The organism is Methylobacter sp., from assembly GCF_030680395.1.
Taxonomy (GTDB): domain Bacteria; phylum Pseudomonadota; class Gammaproteobacteria; order Methylococcales; family Methylomonadaceae; genus Methylobacter_A.
The window spans coordinates 1-21,955 of sequence record NZ_JAUXVR010000045.1 but is presented as its reverse complement, the minus strand read 5'-3'; the positions used below and the strand labels follow the sequence as shown (position 1 = coordinate 21,955).

Genomic DNA, 21,955 nt, shown 5'->3' with positions numbered 1-21,955 from the left:
TACTCCCGGCTTAAAAATATTCTTAATTACTGTTTGACGTATAACAGGAGTGCAGGCCATAAACAACGCGTTGCATTATTCGCAGGCAAAGCCTGCACTCCATTCTCAAGTTGATGCTTGACGGGTTGACAATGTTCACCTCAAACCGCATCATCGATCCAGTTTATCTACCAGCCATTTTATTCCATGAGTAATGACAACCTGCAAATCCGTCGTATCGCTATCGATACCTATCATGAAAACGTCGCTTATATGCACCGCGAGTGCGGCATTTACCGGGCTGAGGGTTTTCAGGCACTGTCTAAAATCCTGGTTAGCGCCAACGGGTCCAAGGTGCTCGCAGTCCTTAACGTGGTTGATGATAGTTCCATCGTTCAGCCGGGCGAGTTGGGCCTGTCCGAACAGGCATTCCAACAGCTGAATGTCGCCGAAGGCAGTCTGGTCACGGTCAATCATGCGGAAGCGCCAAAGTCTATGGATGCGGTGCGTCGCAAAATCAACGGCGAACGTCTCAGTCAGGACGATTTTAACAGTATAACCAATGATATCGTTGAAGCGCGCTATTCAAAAATGGAAATGGCTGCATTTCTGGTTGCGACCGGGCAAAACAATCTTGATCGCGATGAGCTGTTTTTTCTTACCCGCGCCATGTTGCAATCCGGCGATACCATGAACTGGCATGAATCGCTGGTCGCCGATAAGCATTGTATCGGCGGCATCCCCGGTAATCGCACGTCGATGTTGGTCGTGCCTATTGTGGCCGCGCACGGCATGTTGATACCGAAAACCTCCAGTCGCGCAATCACCTCGCCTGCGGGTACGGCCGACACCATGGAAGTATTGGCCGAGGTTAATCTGACGCCGGATCAACTGCACGATATCGTGCGTCAGGAGCGCGGTTGTCTGGCTTGGGGCGGGACCGCCAAACTCGCGCCGGTCGATGACATGCTGATTTCTGTTGAACGCCCGCTGGGTATCGATTCGCAAGGACAAATGGTGGCGTCGATTCTGTCCAAAAAACTGGCCGCCGGTTCCACGCATTTGATTATCGATATTCCGGTCGGCCCCACCGCCAAGGTGCGACACATGAATCAGGCGTTGGCCTTGCGCAAACTGTTTGAGTTTGTCGGCGACCGGCTCAACATTCATCTGGAAGTGATGATTACCGACGGCCGCCAACCGGTAGGGCGGGGTATAGGCCCGGTACTGGAAGCCCGGGATATTATGCAAGTGCTGCAAAACGATCCTGAGGCGCCTTTCGATTTACGCCAGAAGTCTTTGCAGTTGGCCGGTAGAATCATTGAGTTCGATCCCGATGTACGCGGCGGCCAAGGCTATGCCATTGCCCGCGACATACTCGAATCGGGCCGGGCCGGAGCTAAAATGAATGCATTGATTCAGGCGCAAGGTGCCAAAATAATCGACCTGCATCCCGGCAGTCTTTGTCATGAGGTTCTTGCCGATAGTGCCGGAATAGTCACCAGCATCGACAACTTTCAAATGGCAAAAATAGCCCGGCTTGCCGGTGCGCCGAAGATAAAAAAAGCGGGTGTCGATTTATTCAAAAAAGTGGGCAGTCCGGTAGAAAAAGGCGAGGCTTTATATTGCATTTATGCCGAGTTTCCGACTGATTTTAAATTCGCTCAGGAGGCGGCGATTCAAAACAGCGGCTATACGATAGGCACCGAAGAGCAAATTATCAAATCGTTAATTGCCTTTTAACCCGCAATAATTTCAGCCCATGATGATACTTGCCTTTCCCGATTACTTAAGCCAGGCACAACGTCTGGCGGCACGGCTTGACGTACCGCTGGCGGAGGTGGTTTTGCATCATTTTCCTGACGGCGAAAGCTTGATCCGCTTGCCGCCGTCATTGCCTGAGCACGTTATTGTTTGCCGCAGCCTTAATCAACCCAACGATAAATTGATCGAACTATTGCTGTGCGCCACCACCGCGCGGGAATTAGGCGCCAAGCGCCTCACGCTGGTTACGCCTTATTTAAGCTACATGCGCCAGGACATCGCCAACCAGCCCGGCGAGGCGGTGAGCCAGCGCATCGTCGGCAAACTGCTTGCAGAGCTGTTTGACGATGTACTAACCGTAGACCCGCATTTGCACCGTATCTCGTCATTAACTCAAGCGATTCCGATTAAAAACGCGATCAGCCTTACCGCCGCTGATGAAATCGGGGTTTTTCTAAAACGACAATTCAAGCATGCGCTGCTGTTAGGGCCGGACAGCGAATCGAAACAATGGGTTGCCGCTATCGCCGAAAACATCGGTTTTGATTACGCCATTGCCCAAAAAAACAGGCTCGGCGACAAACAGGTCGAAATGACTTTGCCGGATGGCGATTTTTGCAGCAAATCGGTGATCATCATCGACGATATGGCCAGCACCGGCAGGACAATTGCTAAAGCGGCCGGACTGCTGCAAGCCGCGGGCAGCAAAGACATCTACGCGGTCGTCACTCATGCCCTGTTTTGCGGCGATGCTTATGCCCATATCCTTAAGTCCGGCGTCAAAACTATTTGGAGTACCGACAGCATCGACCATCCGAGTTCCTGCATCAAGCTCGACGCTTTGCTGGTGGATGCGATTAGGGCCATTACTCGATAAAGCGTTGACAGACCTAAGGCCAGTTAATAGACTGAGATCTTTTTTACAGCAACGATAGACTGCAAACTTGCCGAACATTATTCACCCCGATTTAACAATTTTAACAGGACTCATTTATGCGCATTAAAAACTGGCTGATTGCCGCCTTATTTCTCGTATCGCCCTCGCTCTATGCACATACCGGAGCACATATCGAACACAGCTTGATGAGCGGCTTACTGCATCCTTTAACCGGAATCGATCATTTGCTGGTATTGCTGGCGGTCGGCTTGATTGCGGCCAAACAGGGCGGCAAAGCGGTGCTTGCATTCCCTGCTGTTTTTCTGGCATTGATGGCTGCCGGCGCTTTGCTAAACGCTGTAGCCGTGCAAATTCCGTTTGTTGAATCATTAATCGCCTTATCGTTGGTAGTGTTTGGTTTGCTGGTCACTATCAGTCAAAAACAACGCTCTAAAATGCTCTTTCTGGGCGTATCGTTTTTCGCCATATTCCACGGCTATGCGCACGCTGCAGAAATTCCGGCCGATTCCAGCGCCGTATTGTATTTCTCGTCGTTAATGTTGATGAGTCTGGTCATTTGCCTTGGCGGATGCCTCATTGGGCTGAGCACTGGCAAGCGTATGAACTCTCTGTTTTCATTGGTCTGCTTAAGCAGCGGCTTGTATTATTTAGCCGCCGGTTAGTCAGTTATAACAAGATAGAACTCCGCTAAATTCCACTCAATAAAGAATCCTTTAAAATAGCCAATCCGATAAAAGCTATTTTTCCAAATACAGTCGAAAAACCGACACCGCATAAAACGGGGCTACTTGTATGCCCCGCCATTTCCTAAAATAGGATAAGTAACATTGTGTAACACCAATAAAGAAGCTGCCCCGGTAAGAATCGATTATATTGATGTCTGGCGGTTTCTGGCCGTTGTCATGGTCATTCAGTCGCATATTTTTGTCTATAGCGGTTTAAAGGTAACGCTCTTGGCACCTTATTTAGATCAACTCGACAGGCTGGGTGAACTGGGGGTTTTGGTCTTTTTTGTGATCAGCGGTTTTGTGATTTGTTCCGGTCTTGTTGCAGAAAAAAGCAGAACCGGCACGATTTGTTTACCCGCATTTTATGTGCGCCGTTTTTATCGAATTATTCCGCCACTTTGGCTGTATCTATCCTGTCTTTTGCTGCTTGATGCAACGGACATTATTGAAATATCGCTACAACAAGCGCTCACCTCAGCCTCGTTTTTATGCAATATGCCGTTTCCTGACGGTTGTTCGTGGTTTGCAGGACATACCTGGACGCTGGCTTACGAGGAGCAGTTCTACCTGATTTTTCCGTTGCTGATGCTGTTTGCAGCGCTGATCAATAACAGTTTGCGTTTTGGGATTGCAATAGGCATTCTGACTATCGCTTCGGTGTTATTGATCAGGACGGGGCATCTGTTTATTGGCGAATATTCGATGTATTTTATTTTTCTACTGACCGGTTGTTGCGGTGCGCTGTTACCCGAAAAGATCATCAGCCGTATTCGCCGGATGCACGTTGCCGTTTGGCTAATCGTTATTGCGCTGTTGCTGATTGGTATCGGCTATACGCCGGTTGGAATTGAAAAACAGGTTAAGGTGGTTTGTTACCCTGTGCTGATTCTGTTCATGGTGCTGGGTACGCCCACACAGATTAAAGCGATTGCCCTTGTTTTTAAAAACAGACAGTTATGCTATTTAGGGAAAATTTCTTATACGGTGTATTTGTGGCAGGAATTGGTAACGGGGAATTACGTCGGTTGGCTAACCTTCTTTTATATTGCTGTTGTTTTTGCGTTCGCAATGATCTCGTATCGGTATCTTGAGTTGCCGTTTCAAAAAATGGCCACGGTGATGTCCAATGACTTGAAGGCAGCTGCTGTCGCCGCATCGTTAGCCGGCTATAAACAAGATCGACAACATTAAACCCTCGCCCGGAAAGGCCGAGGGTTTTATGCGCTTAACTATTCCGCTTGGGCCGCAAAGCTATGCACCCACACCAGACTGTCGGCTTCCCAGGTCATCCCTGCATGCATTTTCAAGATAATATCCCGGTACATATCAAGGCTGGGATAGCCTTCGGCCTTGGCATCGGCATCGGTCATGTCGCCTAAGCGCTGACGTTTTAAATCGGTAACCACAAAAGTCATCCCGTCCAGGTCGAAAGTTTCGCCGGGCCAGCCGTATACGCCATCACGACGTTGCTGCGTTTTCATTCCCGCTTTTGTCGCTTCTACCAATTTCGCATGCGTGACCAGGCGGTCTATCGAACAGGTTTTGTCTGGGTAAGCTTCCATTGTTGATCCTAAATCTAATAAAAAGATCTATTGTACACCAAGCAATCCCGTCCTGTAGTTGCTGCCGAGAGCCATTTTTTGTGTCATCTAAACTAATTTCGCTGTCAGCCGATAACGGCATGTGAACAAATTTTATCTTAGGGGGCAATGCTAATGATCATAAAAAGTTCAGCCATTCAATTAAACAGCAGACATCAATTTTTAAAAAGCTCTCAAGAATCCGAGTCGCTACGGTTCTGGAACACTCAAAAAGAACAGCTGGCGGATACGTTCAGCTTAAGCAATTCGGCTCAAACACTTAAAATCGAAAAACAATCGTTGGATCTTGGCGAAACGCTTGACGCCAGCCAAAGCATTAAGTTGCTCGTTGTAAAACACATGGTTAAAGCAATAACCGGTTACGAGCTAAAACTGTTTTCTCCGAGTGAATTGGCTGCCGCTACCGGTGCCGTAAATGTTGAGATAACAACAACGCGGCCTGTCAGTCAGCCGCCCTCTGCGGGTTCTGGCCTTATTTACGAACACCATGCTGTCTATCAGGAATCTGAACGTGTCAGCTTTTCGGCTGTTGGTTCGATCAAAACACAAGCAGGACAAAGCATCGAGTTTTCAGTTAAATTGAATATGAGCCGAGAGTTCCGTATGGAGACAAATTTTTCCCTCACGGCCGGCGATCCGGAAAAGAAAATCGATCCTCTCGTTATCAACTTTGACGGCACTGCGACGGAATTGTCACAAACACGCTTTGAGTTCGATATCGATGCCAACGGCACGACTGAGCAAATCACCATATTAAAACCGGGCAGCGGTTTTCTGGCGCTGGATAAAAATCAGGACGGCGTTATCAACAATGGCTCTGAACTGTTTGGCCCGAATTCCGGCAACGGATTTCCAGAGCTGGCCAAATATGACAGCGACAACAATGGTTTTATTGACGAAGCCGACCCGATCTATAACCGTTTAAGAATCTGGCAGCGACATGAGGACGGCAGTCAGCAGCTTATTGCATTGGGCGATAAAAACATCGGCGCTATTTATCTGGGGCACGCCACCACACCCTTTCAATTACGCACCGCCGATAACCGGTCGTTGGGAGAAATTACCGATACCGGCGTTTATTTAACTGAAGACGGCAAAACCGGGACCCTTCAGCAAATTAATTTGAGCGTATGAAAAAGAGCCGCCGCAGAGAACGTCAATATAAGTGTTTATACGAATAAACTCAGTCCGTATATTTTGTTAATCTATAAATGACAAGAATGGCAGGATGTCATGTTTGTCATATTATCTCTCTTACAAAGACCGCCCGGGGTCTACCCCCTGTTCTCTCTGGGGTGGTCTTTTTTTTGATTGGTATTGCAATCATCCTGATCTGGATGACACTCGACTGCATCATTCCTGAAAATCCTTAACGACCTGATCCTGTTGATGGCGGCAGCCAGCTCATATTTGCGCGGCATGGAAAGAGTGCCCGCATAATCAGGCTTCAAGACGGCTAACCCGTGTTTGCTTATTTCTCCCTCCAACCGGTCTATCCAGAAACGGATAGTTTCAGGTTTATCGCCCGATTGTTTTAGTTGAGTTCGTAGTGCCAACAGGCAATAGCCGATGGTTAGAACCTGCGGCGCTTCCGCAATTTGCGCCACCGCATCCAGGTTGATTAGGTCCATGCCGTATTCCAGCTGCTTAGGTGCGTTGCGCAAATCTTTTATGCGTTTTGAAAGCGTCTTGTTCAAACGCTGATTGATATAAACAGGATCGAAATTATCGGTTGCCAGACGGCGCGATGCAGAAAAATCGGGGAGCTGCGTATCCTCCTCCGCTATCGGTCCAAGCCTGTCACGCACTTTGGCGGTAATATCATCGCAACGGTAATTGTCCATCAACAGGCAGGTGTCGGCTTTCTGTAAAAAATAACCCAGGCCGCCGACCACAAAAATCATCGAGACATGATGTTTTTTCCACAGCGAGCGCACCATTGAATAAAGCGGCTTGATTGGCTCTTGCGTCGCATCTAGGATTTTTTTGATCAGCTCATCGCGCACCAGGAAATTGGTTGCGCAGGTATCTTCATCAAACAGCAGCAAGCGACTGCCGCTCTCAATGGCTTCGACAATATTGGCCGCTTGCGAGGTGCTGCCGCTGGCGTTATCGGATGAAAAGCAATCGGTTTTAAGGCCGCTCGGCAGGTCGCCGATAAAAGCGCTGATGTCGACATCCCGAATGCTGCGTCCCTCTTCAGCCCGGATAAAAAAAGCATCCTCACGAGTTACCGCATATTCCCGTCCGTCTCCCGGAATATGCGCGTAAACCCCGGCTAAAATCGCCTGCATCAAGGTCGATTTGCCATGATAGCCGCCGCCGGTAATGCAGGTGATGCCTTCTTTAATGCCCATACCGGTTATGTTGCGGCCATCCGATAAGGGAATTTCTACGTGTAACGATGCAGGGGATTGAAACGTTTTAACTGATTCGGACATAGACGGCCGGTCATCGACGCCGCTATGCCGTGGCAGTCTGGCATCATTGGCAAGAAAAACAACCAGATCATGTTGTCGCATAAACTCAATGATCTCGGCGCGTATTTTTTGCACATCCACAAACTGCTGGAGCCGCGTTCTGGATTGCTCGTCGTAGTGTCGATAAAAAAATGTAGCCTCAACAATTGCCGTCAGTTCCTGATCGAACATGATCCAAGCCTGTTCGGCATCAAAAACACCGCCTTGCCCTTTAGCCGGAAGGCTGATCATAAAGCGCAAATAAACGGCATCGTCAGCCAACAAAACGCTATCCCGGATCAGCATTTTCTGACTCAAGGCGATGGTGTTAAAAGAGCCGCTGCCGTCTTTGCCGCGGTTTTGCTGAGCGAAGCGATCAATGCCGTGACGAAAGCGCCGAATTAAAAAATCGGCCACCGCCAGTCTGCATTCGGCGGTCTGGAAAAATTCCTGAGGGATTTTACTGTCGGATAACGCTATTTTTATCGAGGCAATCGAAGCAGGGTTAGCGCCGGGGCTACCCTGCATTTTGATCAAGCTGAGATGAAATCGGGGGAAACAATAAGAACCGCGTAATTTGTGGATGTTCTGAAAAGACTGGTCGGCGATAGAAGTCAGTAATGGTTGTAATCTATTCACATCCCCACCCGCCTTGCCGTTAAAAAACGAAGAAATTAGCTTCCTGTCACCTCGTTTCCGTAAAAGTCCATTTCAGCAACCGACTTCATTTTTACCAACTTGTCATCAATGCCTAATGTTTTAAAAGCAGTTTTTATGCTCATGGCTTTTACGGCATCGACAGAACCGAACCTAAGACCAAACAGCCTGTTTCTCTTGCCCTCAGGAAAACTGCGCATTATTTCATTAATGCGATCATCAATAAGCGTGCTTGCTTTGATCAGCTCCGTAGCGACTTCCGGTTTCAAGAAGGTTAACAACTGCTTGCCCGGCAATGGCGCGACATCAACCGGTAACTCAGGTTGCAGCCTTTTGCGCATATCAGCCAATTTTTTACTTTGACCGTGAGCCACCAGCAGACTGCGCTCAGTAATACAAACTTTTGGCCGGTCTGCTCCGGGATTATCTGATATTTTTCCCATAAATTAAAACGGTTAAGTTCACCCGGTAGTTATTTTGTAAAAGAAATTTGAATATAACAGTTTGATTTAAAAGTATTCTAAATAAAATAACACGACTTTGTTTTTATATGCGCGATGCTCAACCTTCTAAATGAAGGAAGTTGGCATGACAACCTCGTCTGCCGTAAAACATACGATAGCGGGAGCTGTGTCATGCTCATAAAAGACTTTATCACTTATGTTTAGTGTTGTGTAGCGGATATTTATCCTCAAGAGGTCGATGTTCCACTCCGACGCCGAGGTTTTGAGCCCAAGTTGACGGATAGTGAGGCGATTGCGATGGAAACCGTAGGCGAGTTTTTGGGTCAAGATAATGACAAGGGAATTTGGGAATATTTCAGGAATCATTGGCTACCGTGGTTTCCCCATTTGGGATCGCAGTATAACTTTGCCAAGTACTGCACTAACATCATAAACGTAGCAAATATCAACCTGCAACAGCTACTGATCGGATATGCTCGATAGGAGACCCGCTTCATTTGATTTACGGCGAAAATTGCCGGCAATCCTCATTGATTATTTCGCCTATTTCTCCATGCTATACTGCTGTGAAATCATCTGAGTGACTCTGAATCCTGCCCATGACAAGAAAATGCCATCGTCTCCTTGAATGCCCGCTAAACCCGGTTGAGGAAGGCCCGGAATTCGAACTGGTACTGACCTGCTGCCGTCCCAAGCCCACCGAGGCGCATTATTTGCGTCAGCAGCAGTTGGCCGCTACCGAACTGGATAGCGGTAAAGTCCTGGCGTATGCATACAGACACGATGTTTCATCGTTGCTGTACTGCAATTTACGCAGTCATCCGGTCGGCACATTTCCGAACGAGTTGCTGGACAAGCTGGCCATGAGGCACAAACGCAATATACAGCGTGCATCACAAGCCTTGCTGGCAATACATGAATTGATGCTTGCCGGTCCGGGCCTGAATTTGCTTGTAATGAAAGGGCTCGATGTTGCTGCACGGGCTTATGGCGATCTGGCCGCTCGTGGTATAGGCGATATAGATATCCTGGTTAATCCCGAACAACTCGATGCAGCCCTAACGAAACTGAAGGAGCTAGGATGGAATATTGATGAACCTGAAATTTTGTTTACTGAAACTAGAAATATTTTGCTCCGAAACCAAAACCACTGTCTCTTGATCAGGAAAGGATTTCCGCATATGGAGTTGCATTGGCGGGCCACCCATAACCCATTTGAATTCCCGATGGATGATTGGCCAGCTTTGTCGGTCTCGAAAAAGTCAAATATAGGCATTCCCGGTTTAGCTAATGAAGACCTGATGATTTACCTGTGTCTGCACGGCGCCAAGCATGGATGGGGGCGCTTGAAATGGCTTTTCGATCTGCCCAATATATTGGCTACGCACGACTTGGACTGGCCGAAGTTGTGGCAACGCGCTCACCAACTCGGTGCAGGGCTGGCGCTACAGCAGGGGCTGTTACTGGCTCAAAAATATTGCCGCATAGACCTGAGTCGGGAGATTAAACGCGGGTTCATGTACAGCATCAATCTATCCCAATGGCAGAGTATTTACACCCTTCAGCAAGGTCCTGAACAGTGGATGGAACATCTCCCCGTTCGATTAAAATTGCAGCAATGGATAAACCGTATTCTAACCGCCCGTAAAATAAAAGTCCTAGGGTGGTATTGTGCCATGATGTTTTACCCGAATGTCGACGACTATCGACTGCTCAAACTCCCATCCTGGCTGCAACTGCTCTATTTTCCGCTACGCCCGGTATTATGGAGCATACGGCAAGTCCAAATCCGGCAAGTGCGCAAGCTAAAAACGGGGAATGCCGGTCAATAATAGGCCTTAAATTCGCAGTGAGCATACCCTTTAGCCATCAACAGACGATACGGTGAGGATTGGACGCCGATACCAACAATTTATGGCAAAACGGGATTGTCCGAATGAACCGGATGGGCAAGATATTGGCATAACCTCATGGGGAACCCAAGCCGGAAACAAAACAAGTCGATCGCACTCCGGTTCTATATCGACGAAACTCACTGCCGAAGGAGATAAAGGATACAATCTAAGCTGTCCGCCACTAAAACCTTTAGGAGCTGAGTAAAAATAAAGCACTCCGGTCATTACCCGCTGGGATTTTTGATCATGCATGCCGGTTTTCGTATCAATATGGCGCTTGAAGAAAGCACCGTCTTCATGCGCCACCAGCTCAATTTCACAGCGAGCCAGTTCGAAAGGAAATAAGCCGAGATCAAGAATGGCCTGTGATATTACCGCTTTGAACTTCGCATCTATTTCCGTGCTCAACTCGCCTAAATTCCGTAATACACGTGAAACACGCATTTCCGTATGTAATTGATGATCGCTGACTTTTGCCGAAGTAAATTCGCTCTCGTGTGTTTTCGCATGCGTCAGCAAACGCTCGATCAAATCGCCCCCCAGAAAATTGTGTACGATGCAGTAAGGAGGGGTACGGTCAAACGCATTGATTGGTTCTTTGAGAGTCATGGATATATTCGGATTTTTGAGGGTTCTGTCGCAAAGTTTAACCGAATGTAGATAGGGCGTCATGAGGGCTGGCGATAAATCTGGAGACGCCATTGATTCATAGTTTCCGGACCTAGTGATGAAGACGCTGCTACAGCCTTCTTCAAGCAAGCTACCAACGCTAATGGGTTCCCAGCTGTGCAAACTATGCCGGATATTGGCGGCTGTTAATTTTCTGCTGATGTTGGCAGGCTTGATCGGTTTTGTTGAGATGGCTTCCTAACTTCTCATTAGGCACAGGTAAATTATTTTTCAATGAGTTAGCGACATGGAGATTCATTGATATGCGCTTTTTATCGGTGAAGGCTATTGATTTATAATATTATTTAAGGTAATGAGAAGTTGCTGTTTTTGTTTAAAAATGAACTCCGAAATTTGAGTTAACATTCTATTAGATTGATGCCCATGTCCTCAATGCACTATTTTGATTGTTGCGACTTCACCATCGCTTCAGAAATCGCTTGGCCAGTTAGTTTTCCTGCATCGAGGGAGCCTGAAGTCGAAATTCGCTATCGAAATCTGCCAACAGATTTAGGTGAAGGCGGCGAACGCGGATTCCGCTTCCATGCCAAGCCAAACGAGCTTTTGATTTGCGTCGACGGAGTAGCTCGTTATTTAATACGTGGCGGCAAGGAAATATGGATTGAACCCTTTCCGCACGCGGATGAAGATTCGATTGTCGCCTTTTTACAGTCATCGGTCTTGGGAGTGCTGTTACTGCAACGCCGCTTTCTGGTGCTAAATGGCGGCGTATTCAATGTAGATGGTGAAGGGATCGCACTGGTGGGTTGTTCAAGAGCCGGTAAATCAACACTCGCAGCAGCATTTCAGCGCATCGGGGCGTCACTTTTTTCCGATGAGCTTTGTGCTATTAAACAAGACAGTTCCGGGCGCATGATGGCATGGCCCGTTCTGCCAGCCCTATCACTTTGGGAAAATACCCTCATTCAACAAGGGGGCGATGTAACAAAGCTGCGCCCGATACGCCCAAGTATAAGAAAATACCTTGTTCCCACCCACGCCAAGAGCTTATCTCCGGTTCCCTTGACCCAGGTGGTTGAACTGAAAGATTATCACGGGGACTTATTATGGAAGACTGTCGATGTGAAAGAGGCTATAACCCTTGTACTCGGAAATACCTATCGGCACCGTTTTCTGATTGGCATGGCATTAAAAGATGCGCACTTTTTACAATCCACGGCATTAATTCAGCAATCACGTTTTTATATTGCGCAAAGGCATTTAACGGTAACGTCCGAGGATGCTTTTTTCCATTTTGTCAGAACGAACCTGGCGCTATGAAATCCATCGTTTGGCTGGCTTCCTATCCAAAATCAGGAAATACATGGCTGCGGATATTCCTTGAAAATTTATTTTTCGCAACAGACGAGCCCTGTGACATCAATAATCTTCGCTCAAGTTTTATGAGTTGTTCGCTGGATCTTTTTGATCATGAGTGCGGTTGGGATGTTTCGTTGTTGAGCCATGACGAGATCGATAGACTAAGGCCGGAAATATATACGTATATCGATTCGCAATGGGAAAACGTCAAGTACTTCAAAACCCACTGCGCTTACAGTTTTACCGGCAGCGGAGAAGCGTTTTTTCCGGATGAAGCGACTAAAGCGGCCATTTACCTGATTCGTAATCCCCTGGACGTTTGCATTTCCTATGCCCATCACCGAGGTTATTCCGATTACGACCGCATCATTGCCGAGATGGCGGACGCGGCGAGTTGTCTTTGTTCCGACACAGACCAGCCATTTTGGCAGGCCCGCCAAAAAATTCTCAGTTGGAGTCTAAACGTCGAAAGCTGGCTCTCAGTCGAGGGATTTCCTGTGTTGTTTTTGCGCTATGAAGACATGAAAAACAATCCCTATGAGGCTTTCTCCCGAGTAGCGGCGCATTTGGGGGTAAACAAGAGTGAGCTTGAGATCCGTCAAGCCATAAAGAATTCTTCGTTTGAAGAGCTCCAAAAACAGGAGTCTCTAAACTCGTTTAAGGAAAAACCGTCCAGATCTAAAAAATTTTTTAGATCTGGACAAAACGGAATGGGGTACGCTATGCTCTCGCGCTCGCAAGTGGCGAGCATCATCGCGAATCATGGACAGATCATGGCGCAGTTCGGCTATCTGTAACCCTCTGAAAAATTAGGTAACTTTCAATGACAACTTCTACAATTTCTCCGGAACTGAAAATGGATGCTGAAAATAAAGCTACGTGGCAAACACCCAAGCTTGAAGCTGTTTTCATATCTGAGGCCACTAAAAACACCCCTGCTTGCGGAACGGTAGATAGCCCCTGTACCAAACAATCCAGCTTTGGGCCGGAAGACTGCGGAACCTGCTAGTTTTTGAGCCGTATTTTGTTATTAAGACCATACCCGCGAAACGATTTCAGTCATTAGAGCCCGCCAGCCATGCTGCAAACTCACCCATCGTAATCGCCCTCATGGCATATCGCGCCGCGTCGCAACCTTGTTTGGCCGGCGCATCAAGCATGGTCTGCAGCTGCTCATAATCCAGAAAATCCAGACGATTCGCCGCTTTGATGCGTTGAAACCTCAAGTGCATGCCTTCCCTGACCTCGTCAACGCGCTCAACTAAATCAGGTTCGCGCAGCCCAAAGGATGCGCGGTTGAGGATCTGTTCAGGCAGGTACGGTTTCATCGCATTGCGCAATAAGAATCGATTTGCCCCCTTGCGCAAAAACTGTTCCATCGGTATGGACAAGCAAAACTCGACCAATCTTTGGTCTGAGGCAGGGTCCCGCTCATCGATTTGCCAGGAAGCTCGCGTCGCAGGCCATAAGTCGGCCACATTGTTCTGAATACCGTCAATGAACATGCGCTCCCGTGCAAAATTTGGATTCATGCGCATGGTAATATTTTTAAAGTAGCCCAAGGCATCCTTGAAAGCCGGGCTCTTAGCGCCGTAGTAATATTCCGGTTTTATCCCGTAGGTTTGGCGAACATGGGCCCGTTTGTCAGGAAAGAAAGCATTGATCAGTAAGTCAAGCGTCTGCGGATAAAAAGGGCTGAGCAACAGTCTAAAGAACAGCTGTCTGAATGAGTTTCGATGAAGCGGCTGTAGCGCTCGAATGCCTTCAAAAGCGCTCAGCCAACGGCCTTTGACAAACAAAGGGAAAATAGAATCGAGGCCGGAGTAAGACAGGGTGGCGTTGCCGTTATAGCCGTTCAGTAAAACGCGAATTCCGCGAGACTGAACTTCCGGAAAAAGCGTACGATGCCGACGTTGAAAAAGCACGCTGTGGGGCATTATGCCGGCCGCTTCAAAATCGGCGTCCAGTTCATCCAGCAAGCGCTGATCCTTTCCCGTCAGATAAACCGCCTCAAGATTCGCATACCTGGCTTTCATCGCCTCGACAAATGCATATTCCGGATCGATCCGTTCCGTGCGAATATTCGGATCGAAACTTCGCCGGTGAACCAGCGTGAAAGCGGTAAGTTTTTGGTTCTTCTTAGCCAGCTCAGTTGCCGCAAGCGCACCCACCGAAGCGGAATCCAGGCCGCCGCTCATCGATATGCCCACCGGCCCAATCGCACGCAGTCTGGAATGCACGGCCTTGGTGAACAGTTCCATAAAGGCTTCGCGATAAGCCTCATCATTGGGAAGGCGGATCTCCTTTCTGCCCTCCAAAAACCAGTAGCGTTTAAGCTGGCGTCGCCCGGCAGTGGCAAAAAAAGTATAGCCGGCCGGAACCCTTTCAATACCTTCAAATAAAGTATGACCAATAGCCAGTGGGCGTAATGCCAAATAATCAATCAGCGCAGTCCGGTCTGCGGTTCTAGGTATCTGCGGCAAGGCGTGCAATCCCCTCAATAGCGTAGACACCGCTAAAAATGGCGGTTTCCAGTAAAACAGCAAGGTCCGCGAACCCATCGGGTCGCAGGCGCAAAACAGGCTCTTTTCCAAGCAATCCCATACCAGGAAAGCAAAATCGCCCTGGAGTTTTTGAGGTGAATCATGGCCCCACCGGCAAAACGCTTCCATCACCAAGCTACCGTCGGCTACCGATGAAGCTGTAGCGGCGGCGATTCCAAACTCCTTCAGCAATTCATCGCGGTTGTCCAGTCGAGCGTCTGCAAGCAGCCAATAACGTCCACTCGGATCGGTGTAAGGCTGGCGTTCGAATAAATCTTCGGGTGTAAAGGGATTGAGTTGGTGGGCCATGGCAAAAGCCCCGTTCAGCTTAATGCGCGGCTCATATTTTCTGGATACAATCAGTGCCTGCGACATACGTTCAATATCGGTGCGAGCAACAGGCCGACCATCGAAATAGAGCAACGCCCCAAAAGTACTCATTGCGAAGCTCCTTCAAAGCTTAGCTTGATCTGCTGGATAAAATCCGCTTCATCTACCGGTTCGAAGGGCCGGTAAACAATGCGGAATTCTGCTTGCCGAATTAGGGCAAGGCAGTGTTGTAGATGATGCATCCTTTTTTCAGGCCCTATATCGTTTAGAAAACTCCGAAGATAAGTATTTCTCAGTAGCATGGCCAGCTTTTCATTATCTTTAGGCATTTGCCAATATAAGCCGGCTGGAGATTTACGCAATGCGGTCAGTCGGGTCAACGGGATTGGTTTTTCAGCATAATGATCAGCAAAAATCCGGAACTTATCCAGTGTAGGTTGAGCATTATGCCGATCTATGCCTTGACGCAAAACGGCATCCTCGCAAAGTGCTATAACTTGAGACACGGGCCAGACACACATCCGGCCCAGTTCGTCGGGATGAACGACGCAGAGTTCGTCAGAAAATGCGGCGACACCCTGACGTTGCAAGAACGAAACAAGGCTGGATTTGCCCATCCCTGAATCTCCCAATAGCGCCATGCCCTGACCTTCGAAATCAACCACGCCGCCATGCAACACAAGAAATCCGCGCTGCTGCAAAAGCGCAGCTAAAACGATTACCATCAAGGGGCCGCGAATAGCTTGTTCGTCCGCGCCTGCGAAAGGATCGATGAGGATCTCGCAGCCGTTGCGCACCTGGTATCGCGCAATGCCGTTGGCCCTCAGGTCAAAAGTGTCGGCCGTGGCTCGCCCCCACAAACCCTGACCACCCCGCTCGCCGACCAGGGAAGGGTTGTAGTCGAAACGTTGAAAACGAATCCAGACATCCGGATTTCTTGTACTTGTTGCCGCACAGGGAAAAGCGATTTCAGAGGCAATCGTAAAATTGAATAAATTATATAGGCTAAGCAATTGGGCGCATTCTCGCTCTCGGTCGTTTCGTGCAGAAAAAATAAACGCAGATAAAGCTCGGCATTATCCCTTAGTCCTCCGCAAAAACGGCAAAAAATCTATAATAATGCTTAACGCAAGGTGCGATTTCCGGGGGCTTGAGCTTTTTTTCTTATCAATCTCTCTACCCACTCAAATAACACAAGGCCAAGTTCATCAAGTCGACTTAAACGTACGGCATTGGGGTAATAGCGGTGGATATTATAGTTTAAGCCGATCGCTGCCAGTTCAATCGGGGTTTTAGCGATGTTGGCAATGACATTGTGAAGATGGGCTTCAAGATAGCCATCCGAATGGTTTTGGGCCGTATTGCGATCAAGTGGCGCACCGTCGGAGATGACGAGCAAAATTTTGCGCGGTTCGGATCGCAATAACAACCGTGAAGCCGCCCAGGCCAGCGCCTCGCCATCGAGATTTTCCTTGAGCCATGACGGTTCAAAAAGCGCGCCCAGTCGATGGCGCGCACGACGCCAAGGTTCATGTTCGCTTTTGAATAACAAATGCACTGTTTCATTGAGTCTGCCGGCTTGTGGCGGCGACTCCGCCTGCTGCCAGCGCATTAAAGCCGGACCTTCTCCGCGCGACCCTGTTGTAAAGCCCAAAAGCTCCACTGTCAGATTTGCCCGTTCGAGGACTCGAATTAACCCGTCGGTGCAATGGGCGGCAATGTGCATCGGTTTGCCTTTCATTGAGCCGGAACAATCCAGCAAGATGCTAAAGGCGATGCGGGGATGGACTGATTCGCTTTCACGCTGGAAGACTCGATCAAAACCTGGGCTTGTGATCAGTCGGAACAACGCGTTGGGGTCTGGCCAGCCGTCTTCCTGCTCAGGTTCAATACTGTGAAGGTTGAGTCCAAGCAGATAGCGTCTCAGCTTGGCCGCATAACGGGCAGTATTATCGGGCTGGGGGGGCTTGCCAAACTCGCGCCAAAGCGTTTCCATCCGCTGTGGCGCAACCAGCTTTTCCGGACGAAGAATGCGGTCGCCGCCACTCCAGAACACGCGATAGTCCTCTGAATAGGATAGGGCTTTCGCTAGCGCAGCTCCGCGTTGCAACTCAAGATGGGAAGCGCCAGAGGAGTCCTGTTTGTAAGTATCGCTATCGCTGTGTTCAGCCTTATCTTCATCTTGACAGGATTCCGTGCCGGGCGTGATGTTCGGCTGGATGATGCGGGCTTGAGACTCGGTTTGTTCTGAAGGAAAATCGGCTGCAAATTCCGCCTCGGGCTTTTCTTTCACTGCACGGATGGTGCCTGCTGATGTGAACAGCAAACTACCGGCGCACGTACGCGCAAGCTCTATCAAAAGTTCGGCAAAGCGGCCTTGATCGTTCACTGCTGCCGCTAAGGGGGAGAGCTCTTTAGCCGGTAATAGACAAGCGCTATCAAGGCCGGCGCAAGTGTGCAGAATGAGACTTTCGCACTGAGACGGCGAAAGCATGGCCAACATAAACTTTGCTAAGTTTGCCCGCCGCTCCGTTGCTGTTTGTCCCAACAGTTCGGCCCAGAGTCCAAGCAAGTTGATCGTCACGCCTGCAGCCAGCGACATCGCCAGCCGCTGGCAACGCAAAGGCTCGAACAGTTCAAGCAACTCGCATTCGCTTGCATCTGATGCAGCCAACAAGACACGATGGCGAGATGGATCGTGAAAGCGCAGCAAGGCCATCCGCGCATCAATTCGCCCACGCATTCTGGAATGCTCGTCCATTTCATGGGGCAAAAGCGCTAGTCCGTGTTCAACGGGCCAACGTTGTTCCCAGACAGCCATTGCGGCGTCAACGGCATGGATAAGCCCGTCCTCGCCCGCTTGCCAATTTTCTTCCTTAGCGGCCGCCGCTCCACTCATCGCCCGTCCGGCCGCCATATTAGCCGCTTGCCAATCCAATCCCGCTTCAAGGGCACTCGGCTTGCGCATCGGTCAGATCCGAAGTCCGGGCAACTCAACTCCAAAGGCACGTTGAAAGTATTCTGCAAAAATCGGCCGTTCAGCAGGATCACAACGGTTGAGAAAACTCAGCCGAAACGAAGAAATAAGATCACTCAGAATCAACCAATTCTCCGCCCAACCAATCACGCCACGCGGCGACAATATGGTCGCGACATCGCCTAATTGAAAGCCCTCGCGCGTCAGCCCCGCAAATACCACCATCGCTTCAACCAAGGCGCGGCCCTCGACTGCCGCTAATTCCGGCATCTTTGCCAGCACCAATTCCACCTCGCGCTCAGGTTTTAAGTAACGCAGCTCCGCTACCAGGTTCCAGCGATCTAATTGCCCTTGATTCAAAGGCTGAGTGCCATGATAGATGCCGGTTGCATCGCCCATCCCCAGCGTGTTCGCTGTCGCAAACAAACGAAAACAGGAATGAGGCTGAATCACCCTCGCGCGATCGGGCAACACGAGTTTGCCGTTGTTCTCCAATACCCGTTGAAAAACAAACAAAACATCAGGCCGAGCCGCATCATATTCATCCAAAATCAGCGCTACCGGCCGTTGTAGCGCCCAAGGCAGCACACCGTCCTGGAACTCCGTAATTTGTAGCCCCTCACTCAGCCGAATGCTGTCCTTGCCAATCAAATCCATGCGGGAAATTTGACTGTCCAGGTTCAGGCGTAAACAAGGCCAGCCCAGGCGGGCTGCTATCTGCTCAATATGGGTCGATTTGCCTACGCCATGCAATCCATGCAACAACACGCGCCGGTTGCGTGCAAAACCAATCAACAATGCCGTAGTCGTTTCGGCATCGAAAAAATAGTCGGGGTCTAACTCAGGTACATAGGGCAGCGGATTATCGAATACAGGAATATCGAAGTTCAGCGCTAAGTCGAAACGCGCGCCGGCCGGTACTTTTCGGCTAAAGTTTGTCTCCCTTCCCAATTCACATTGAAAGGTAGTCATATTCTAAACACGCTTAGGCTGGTGCATATGGCGATATGCAACCGCCATTTTTTTGCGGCATGGGCAGGTGATCCAGATAATACAAGCATAGCAATCCAAGCCGGGATAGGCGTTATCTACAGTCGGTTAAACTTTATGAAGGACAAGGGATATTATCCAGAGCAAGCGCATATACATAACAGTTTACCAACGATTATCAGGGCATTTACTGGATATCTTAGTCTTGGCTGAGATTAAACATCCGCATCCCCCTCGTTTTTTGCTGCACCAACCATCAACTTGTTTCGGGCAAGCCTTGCAAATCTTAATTCTTTCTTTGGCTAACCTTGTATTGTTGGCAATAAAAGAGCGAAATCTATTAAGAATTAACTTTAAAACTTTTTTAATAATTAACGTTAAGTGTTTCATTAATTAAAGCACCATAAAATCAATAGGTTATTTTATTGTGGCGACAAAGCACAGGAAAGGTGTTAAACATTGGTTAAATCATGTTCGTGTATGAATCGCTGAATCCGACGGTAGCGCAATTCTATCAGGACGCGTTGTTGGCAGATCCTACTGAAAACCCGGTTCTGTCGTAAGTTTAACAGATTGCGGATGACGCCTATCTGCGGGTAGAGAATGACGTCTTTTGGAAAACGAACGCCTTTAAAATTTATCATCGTGCACTTGGAAAATGCGCGATTTTAGCTCAGGCCGGTAAGCTTTGAGGCAGGACCCGCGGCTGAGTAGTTACCGTGAATGTATAATTAATTGTTCCTCAAGTAATTGTTGAACAAATTCCAGCAGTTCAATGCGACAAGTTTCGGTATCTACGTTATAAATTTCAAGCAATTCGCGATGTAATTCAGTTAACGTAATGGGCTGCTCAATGAGTTTCCAAATACGATTACCAACTGGCCCGGCATGCAGGTACTTGCCGGTTTCGTGGTGTAAAATAATTAAATCGTTGTTAAGTTGACTAGCTAGCAGATCAGAACGCTGCATAATTGAATCAGTCAAATTGATAGTTTCCACAGCAATACTCCTATACAAAGTTGACCCTTGGTCATTCAAATGATCAAGGCATTGCATAACTTCAGCATGGTCGTCAATAATCTGCTCTACTTGCTGAGAAGACAAATATTTACTCCATGAAGCTATTTTCAGCACGAAAGAAAATGTCGGCATCAGTTGAGTAGTCTCTGCAAGTCAGAGCTATTCATTTGACTTTTAAATATATCCTTTAAACAATAACTTGAAGTTGCGGCTTTTTTTCTATAACACATTGATTCGCCGCAGTACCCGTTTAGGTGAATTTGATATTAAGCAATTTGCTGAATTTAAACCCAATTGAGTTGGAGAAGCCGAGTATTACCTAAGAAGTTATTTAAAATCAATGACTCAGCAATAAATAAAACTTAATGCCGAACTAAAACCTTTTTGCGCCGGCCGTCATTGACCTCAATAATTTTTTATTATGCCTTAATTGTGGTTCTGGCGTAAAGTTTGAGGTTCTGTCGCACAGATTACCGGTCTGGGCTAAAATTACACAATTTTCCAATTGCATGATGATAAGTTTTAAATGCACTCGCTTTCTAAAAGATGTGATTCTCTAGGCGGTATTTTTCTATATCCGACATGGCTTTTCTTATCGGGAACTGGAGGAAATATTTGCGACAGAACCGAGAATGTTCCGGCTACGCTTTCAGATCCTGGAAACCCCCCATAAAAATACTACCGAGAAACCCGTGAACAATTCAAAAGAACAATCCTTAATATTCGGTGAATTGCTGAAGAATGACAATACAGAATTTTCACTGAGCAATATTCTTCACATCCTTTTGTTGAGAAAGCGTTTATTGATCAGCGTGACGTTGTCAATTAGCATCGTGTCGGTATTGATGATTTATCAGTTAGTGCCTCGTTATACAGCCACTACACAGTTGTTGACTGGCATCAAAGCCGCCAATGTAGTGGATATTGAAGAAGTGATGACGACGGCTAACTTCAAAGGCGATACGGAGGTGATTGGGGAAATGGAAGTGCTTAAATCCCGTGAACTGGCGCATAAAGTCATTAATGTTTTACATTTGGAACAATACGAAGAGTTTAATTCTAAACCTAAAAAACCAGGTTTTTTTGCGCAATTTAGGCTCAAAAACTTATTACCTATAGCTTGGCAAGAAGCGATGGGATGGGTAAAAATTGATAGTCGTAGTGCTGAAGAAAAGGAAAAATCGCAATTAACGAGATTAACCAATAGTTTTCTCGGTAAACTGAAAGTCTCGCAAGTCAAGCGTTCACAGGTCATTAATGTGGCGTTTGAATTCAAAGATCCCAAATTAGCCGCTAAAATCACCAATGCAATTGCAGATCAATATATCGTCGGGCAACTACAAGCCAAGTTTGATGCCACTAAAAAAGCAACTGACTGGTTATATGGCCAGCTTGGCGAATTAAAACAAAAGGTAGAATCTTCAGAGCGCGCCGTGGAGCAATACCGAAAAACCCATGATTTGCTGGAAGTGCGAAAAGAAGTGGGGCTTACACAACAACAAATGTCGGAAGTCAACAGTCAGTTAATTATCGCCCGCGCCCAGCGGGCGGAAGCTGAAGCCAAATATCAGCAAATAGAAGCCATTGCCAAAAGCGGGCGTGACATTGACAGCGTCTCCGAAGTGTTGAATTCGTCTTTAATATCGAGTTTACGCCAACAA

Annotated in this window: 20 protein-coding genes; 11 read left to right on the top strand and 9 right to left on the bottom strand. The window is 48.0% G+C overall.

From position 1 onward, the window contains the following. The first annotated feature begins 186 nt into the window (after positions 1 to 186). From Q8L79_RS18980 to Q8L79_RS18965, 4 genes are all read left to right on the top strand, one after another. Entirely contained in the window at positions 187 to 1,722 is a 1,536-nt protein-coding gene (locus Q8L79_RS18980; protein ID WP_305274263.1) for a thymidine phosphorylase family protein, read from the top strand. Between the two features lie 19 nt (positions 1,723 to 1,741). Then, positions 1,742 to 2,620, top strand: coding sequence for a ribose-phosphate diphosphokinase (locus Q8L79_RS18975; RefSeq protein ID WP_305274262.1), 879 nt, complete (start codon positions 1,742 to 1,744; stop codon positions 2,618 to 2,620). Positions 2,621 to 2,736: 116 nt separating this feature from the next. Continuing rightward, positions 2,737 to 3,303, top strand: a complete 567-nt coding sequence (locus tag Q8L79_RS18970; RefSeq protein ID WP_305274261.1) for a HupE/UreJ family protein — start codon at positions 2,737 to 2,739, stop codon at positions 3,301 to 3,303. Positions 3,304 to 3,468: 165 nt separating this feature from the next. Next, positions 3,469 to 4,560 carry an acyltransferase gene (locus Q8L79_RS18965; protein ID WP_305274260.1) on the top strand — a complete coding sequence of 364 codons (1,092 nt, stop codon included), beginning with the start codon at positions 3,469 to 3,471 and terminating at the stop codon, positions 4,558 to 4,560. A gap of 38 nt (positions 4,561 to 4,598) precedes the next feature. Here Q8L79_RS18965 and Q8L79_RS18960 read toward each other — a convergent pair whose 3' ends face one another. Beyond that, on the bottom strand, positions 4,599 to 4,931 hold the full coding sequence (locus Q8L79_RS18960; protein ID WP_305274259.1) for an ASCH domain-containing protein: 333 nt from the start codon (positions 4,929 to 4,931) through the stop codon (positions 4,599 to 4,601). Between the two features lie 153 nt (positions 4,932 to 5,084). On the opposite strand from Q8L79_RS18960, the gene Q8L79_RS18955 reads away from it, so the two are divergent. After that, complete coding sequence (locus tag Q8L79_RS18955) at positions 5,085 to 6,104, top strand: hypothetical protein (RefSeq protein ID WP_305274258.1); 1,020 nt, start codon at positions 5,085 to 5,087, stop codon at positions 6,102 to 6,104. 140 nt (positions 6,105 to 6,244) lie between these two features. On the opposite strand, the gene Q8L79_RS18950 is transcribed toward Q8L79_RS18955, so the two are convergent. After that, positions 6,245 to 8,068, bottom strand: coding sequence for an ABC-ATPase domain-containing protein (locus Q8L79_RS18950; RefSeq protein WP_305274257.1), 1,824 nt, complete (start codon positions 8,066 to 8,068; stop codon positions 6,245 to 6,247). 35 nt (positions 8,069 to 8,103) lie between these two features. Then, a complete protein-coding gene (locus Q8L79_RS18945; protein WP_305274256.1) occupies positions 8,104 to 8,529 on the bottom strand; it encodes a hypothetical protein in 426 nt (141 codons plus the stop codon). Positions 8,530 to 9,149: 620 nt separating this feature from the next. Between Q8L79_RS18945 and Q8L79_RS18940 the strand changes: the two genes are divergently transcribed. Then, complete coding sequence (locus tag Q8L79_RS18940; protein ID WP_305274255.1) at positions 9,150 to 10,382, top strand: nucleotidyltransferase family protein; 1,233 nt, start codon at positions 9,150 to 9,152, stop codon at positions 10,380 to 10,382. Between the two features lie 30 nt (positions 10,383 to 10,412). Here the strand turns inward: Q8L79_RS18940 and Q8L79_RS18935 are convergent, their stop codons facing one another. Next, positions 10,413 to 11,054 carry a 2OG-Fe(II) oxygenase gene (locus Q8L79_RS18935; protein WP_305274254.1) on the bottom strand — a complete coding sequence of 214 codons (642 nt, stop codon included), beginning with the start codon at positions 11,052 to 11,054 and terminating at the stop codon, positions 10,413 to 10,415. Positions 11,055 to 11,172: 118 nt separating this feature from the next. On the opposite strand from Q8L79_RS18935, the gene Q8L79_RS18930 reads away from it, so the two are divergent. The 4 genes from Q8L79_RS18930 (at position 11,173) to Q8L79_RS18915 (ending at position 13,443) form a co-directional block, all read left to right on the top strand. After that, the gene (locus Q8L79_RS18930; protein ID WP_305274253.1) at positions 11,173 to 11,316 is read left to right on the top strand and encodes a hypothetical protein; all 144 of its coding nucleotides are present in this window, start codon (positions 11,173 to 11,175) and stop codon (positions 11,314 to 11,316) included. 182 nt (positions 11,317 to 11,498) lie between these two features. Then, on the top strand, positions 11,499 to 12,395 hold the full coding sequence (locus tag Q8L79_RS18925; RefSeq protein WP_305274252.1) for a hypothetical protein: 897 nt from the start codon (positions 11,499 to 11,501) through the stop codon (positions 12,393 to 12,395). Next, on the top strand, positions 12,392 to 13,231 hold the full coding sequence (locus Q8L79_RS18920) for a sulfotransferase domain-containing protein (RefSeq protein ID WP_305274251.1): 840 nt from the start codon (positions 12,392 to 12,394) through the stop codon (positions 13,229 to 13,231). Before Q8L79_RS18925 ends, Q8L79_RS18920 begins: the two co-directional genes overlap by 4 nt. 26 nt (positions 13,232 to 13,257) lie before the next feature. After that, positions 13,258 to 13,443 carry a hypothetical protein gene (locus Q8L79_RS18915; RefSeq protein ID WP_305274250.1) on the top strand — a complete coding sequence of 62 codons (186 nt, stop codon included), beginning with the start codon at positions 13,258 to 13,260 and terminating at the stop codon, positions 13,441 to 13,443. Between the two features lie 46 nt (positions 13,444 to 13,489). Here Q8L79_RS18915 and Q8L79_RS18910 read toward each other — a convergent pair whose 3' ends face one another. The 5 genes from Q8L79_RS18910 to Q8L79_RS18890 form a co-directional block, all read right to left on the bottom strand. Continuing rightward, positions 13,490 to 15,418 (bottom strand): asparagine synthase-related protein, encoded by a 1,929-nt coding sequence (locus Q8L79_RS18910; protein ID WP_305274249.1) that lies wholly within the window; start codon positions 15,416 to 15,418, stop codon positions 13,490 to 13,492. Continuing rightward, a complete protein-coding gene (locus Q8L79_RS18905; protein WP_305274248.1) occupies positions 15,415 to 16,320 on the bottom strand; it encodes a hypothetical protein in 906 nt (301 codons plus the stop codon). The genes Q8L79_RS18910 and Q8L79_RS18905 overlap by 4 nt, the downstream gene beginning before the upstream one ends. A gap of 110 nt (positions 16,321 to 16,430) precedes the next feature. After that, positions 16,431 to 18,275 (bottom strand): hypothetical protein, encoded by a 1,845-nt coding sequence (locus Q8L79_RS18900; RefSeq protein WP_305274247.1) that lies wholly within the window; start codon positions 18,273 to 18,275, stop codon positions 16,431 to 16,433. A gap of 3 nt (positions 18,276 to 18,278) precedes the next feature. Then, entirely contained in the window at positions 18,279 to 19,256 is a 978-nt protein-coding gene (locus Q8L79_RS18895) for an AAA family ATPase (RefSeq protein WP_305274246.1), read from the bottom strand. A gap of 732 nt (positions 19,257 to 19,988) precedes the next feature. Continuing rightward, positions 19,989 to 20,378, bottom strand: coding sequence for a PqqD family peptide modification chaperone (locus tag Q8L79_RS18890; RefSeq protein WP_305274245.1), 390 nt, complete (start codon positions 20,376 to 20,378; stop codon positions 19,989 to 19,991). Between the two features lie 608 nt (positions 20,379 to 20,986). On the opposite strand from Q8L79_RS18890, the gene Q8L79_RS18885 reads away from it, so the two are divergent. Next, positions 20,987 to 21,955, top strand: a 969-nt coding sequence (locus tag Q8L79_RS18885; protein ID WP_305274244.1) for a Wzz/FepE/Etk N-terminal domain-containing protein, incomplete at its 3' end; no start/stop codon positions are given.

Coding starts and splice junctions, on each gene's coding strand:
- Q8L79_RS18895 (WP_305274246.1), bottom strand. CDS start 19,256: ATGACTACCTTTCAATGTGAATTGGGAAGGGAGACAAACTTTAGCCGA.
- Q8L79_RS18960 (WP_305274259.1), bottom strand. CDS start 4,931: ATGGAAGCTTACCCAGACAAAACCTGTTCGATAGACCGCCTGGTCACG.
- Q8L79_RS18955 (WP_305274258.1), top strand. CDS start 5,085: ATGATCATAAAAAGTTCAGCCATTCAATTAAACAGCAGACATCAATTT.
- Q8L79_RS18945 (WP_305274256.1), bottom strand. CDS start 8,529: ATGGGAAAAATATCAGATAATCCCGGAGCAGACCGGCCAAAAGTTTGT.
- Q8L79_RS18920 (WP_305274251.1), top strand. CDS start 12,392: ATGAAATCCATCGTTTGGCTGGCTTCCTATCCAAAATCAGGAAATACA.
- Q8L79_RS18910 (WP_305274249.1), bottom strand. CDS start 15,418: ATGAGTACTTTTGGGGCGTTGCTCTATTTCGATGGTCGGCCTGTTGCT.
- Q8L79_RS18925 (WP_305274252.1), top strand. CDS start 11,499: ATGTCCTCAATGCACTATTTTGATTGTTGCGACTTCACCATCGCTTCA.
- Q8L79_RS18935 (WP_305274254.1), bottom strand. CDS start 11,054: ATGACTCTCAAAGAACCAATCAATGCGTTTGACCGTACCCCTCCTTAC.
- Q8L79_RS18915 (WP_305274250.1), top strand. CDS start 13,258: ATGACAACTTCTACAATTTCTCCGGAACTGAAAATGGATGCTGAAAAT.
- Q8L79_RS18970 (WP_305274261.1), top strand. CDS start 2,737: ATGCGCATTAAAAACTGGCTGATTGCCGCCTTATTTCTCGTATCGCCC.
- Q8L79_RS18980 (WP_305274263.1), top strand. CDS start 187: ATGAGTAATGACAACCTGCAAATCCGTCGTATCGCTATCGATACCTAT.
- Q8L79_RS18940 (WP_305274255.1), top strand. CDS start 9,150: ATGACAAGAAAATGCCATCGTCTCCTTGAATGCCCGCTAAACCCGGTT.
- Q8L79_RS18900 (WP_305274247.1), bottom strand. CDS start 18,275: ATGCGCAAGCCGAGTGCCCTTGAAGCGGGATTGGATTGGCAAGCGGCT.
- Q8L79_RS18975 (WP_305274262.1), top strand. CDS start 1,742: ATGATGATACTTGCCTTTCCCGATTACTTAAGCCAGGCACAACGTCTG.
- Q8L79_RS18930 (WP_305274253.1), top strand. CDS start 11,173: ATGAAGACGCTGCTACAGCCTTCTTCAAGCAAGCTACCAACGCTAATG.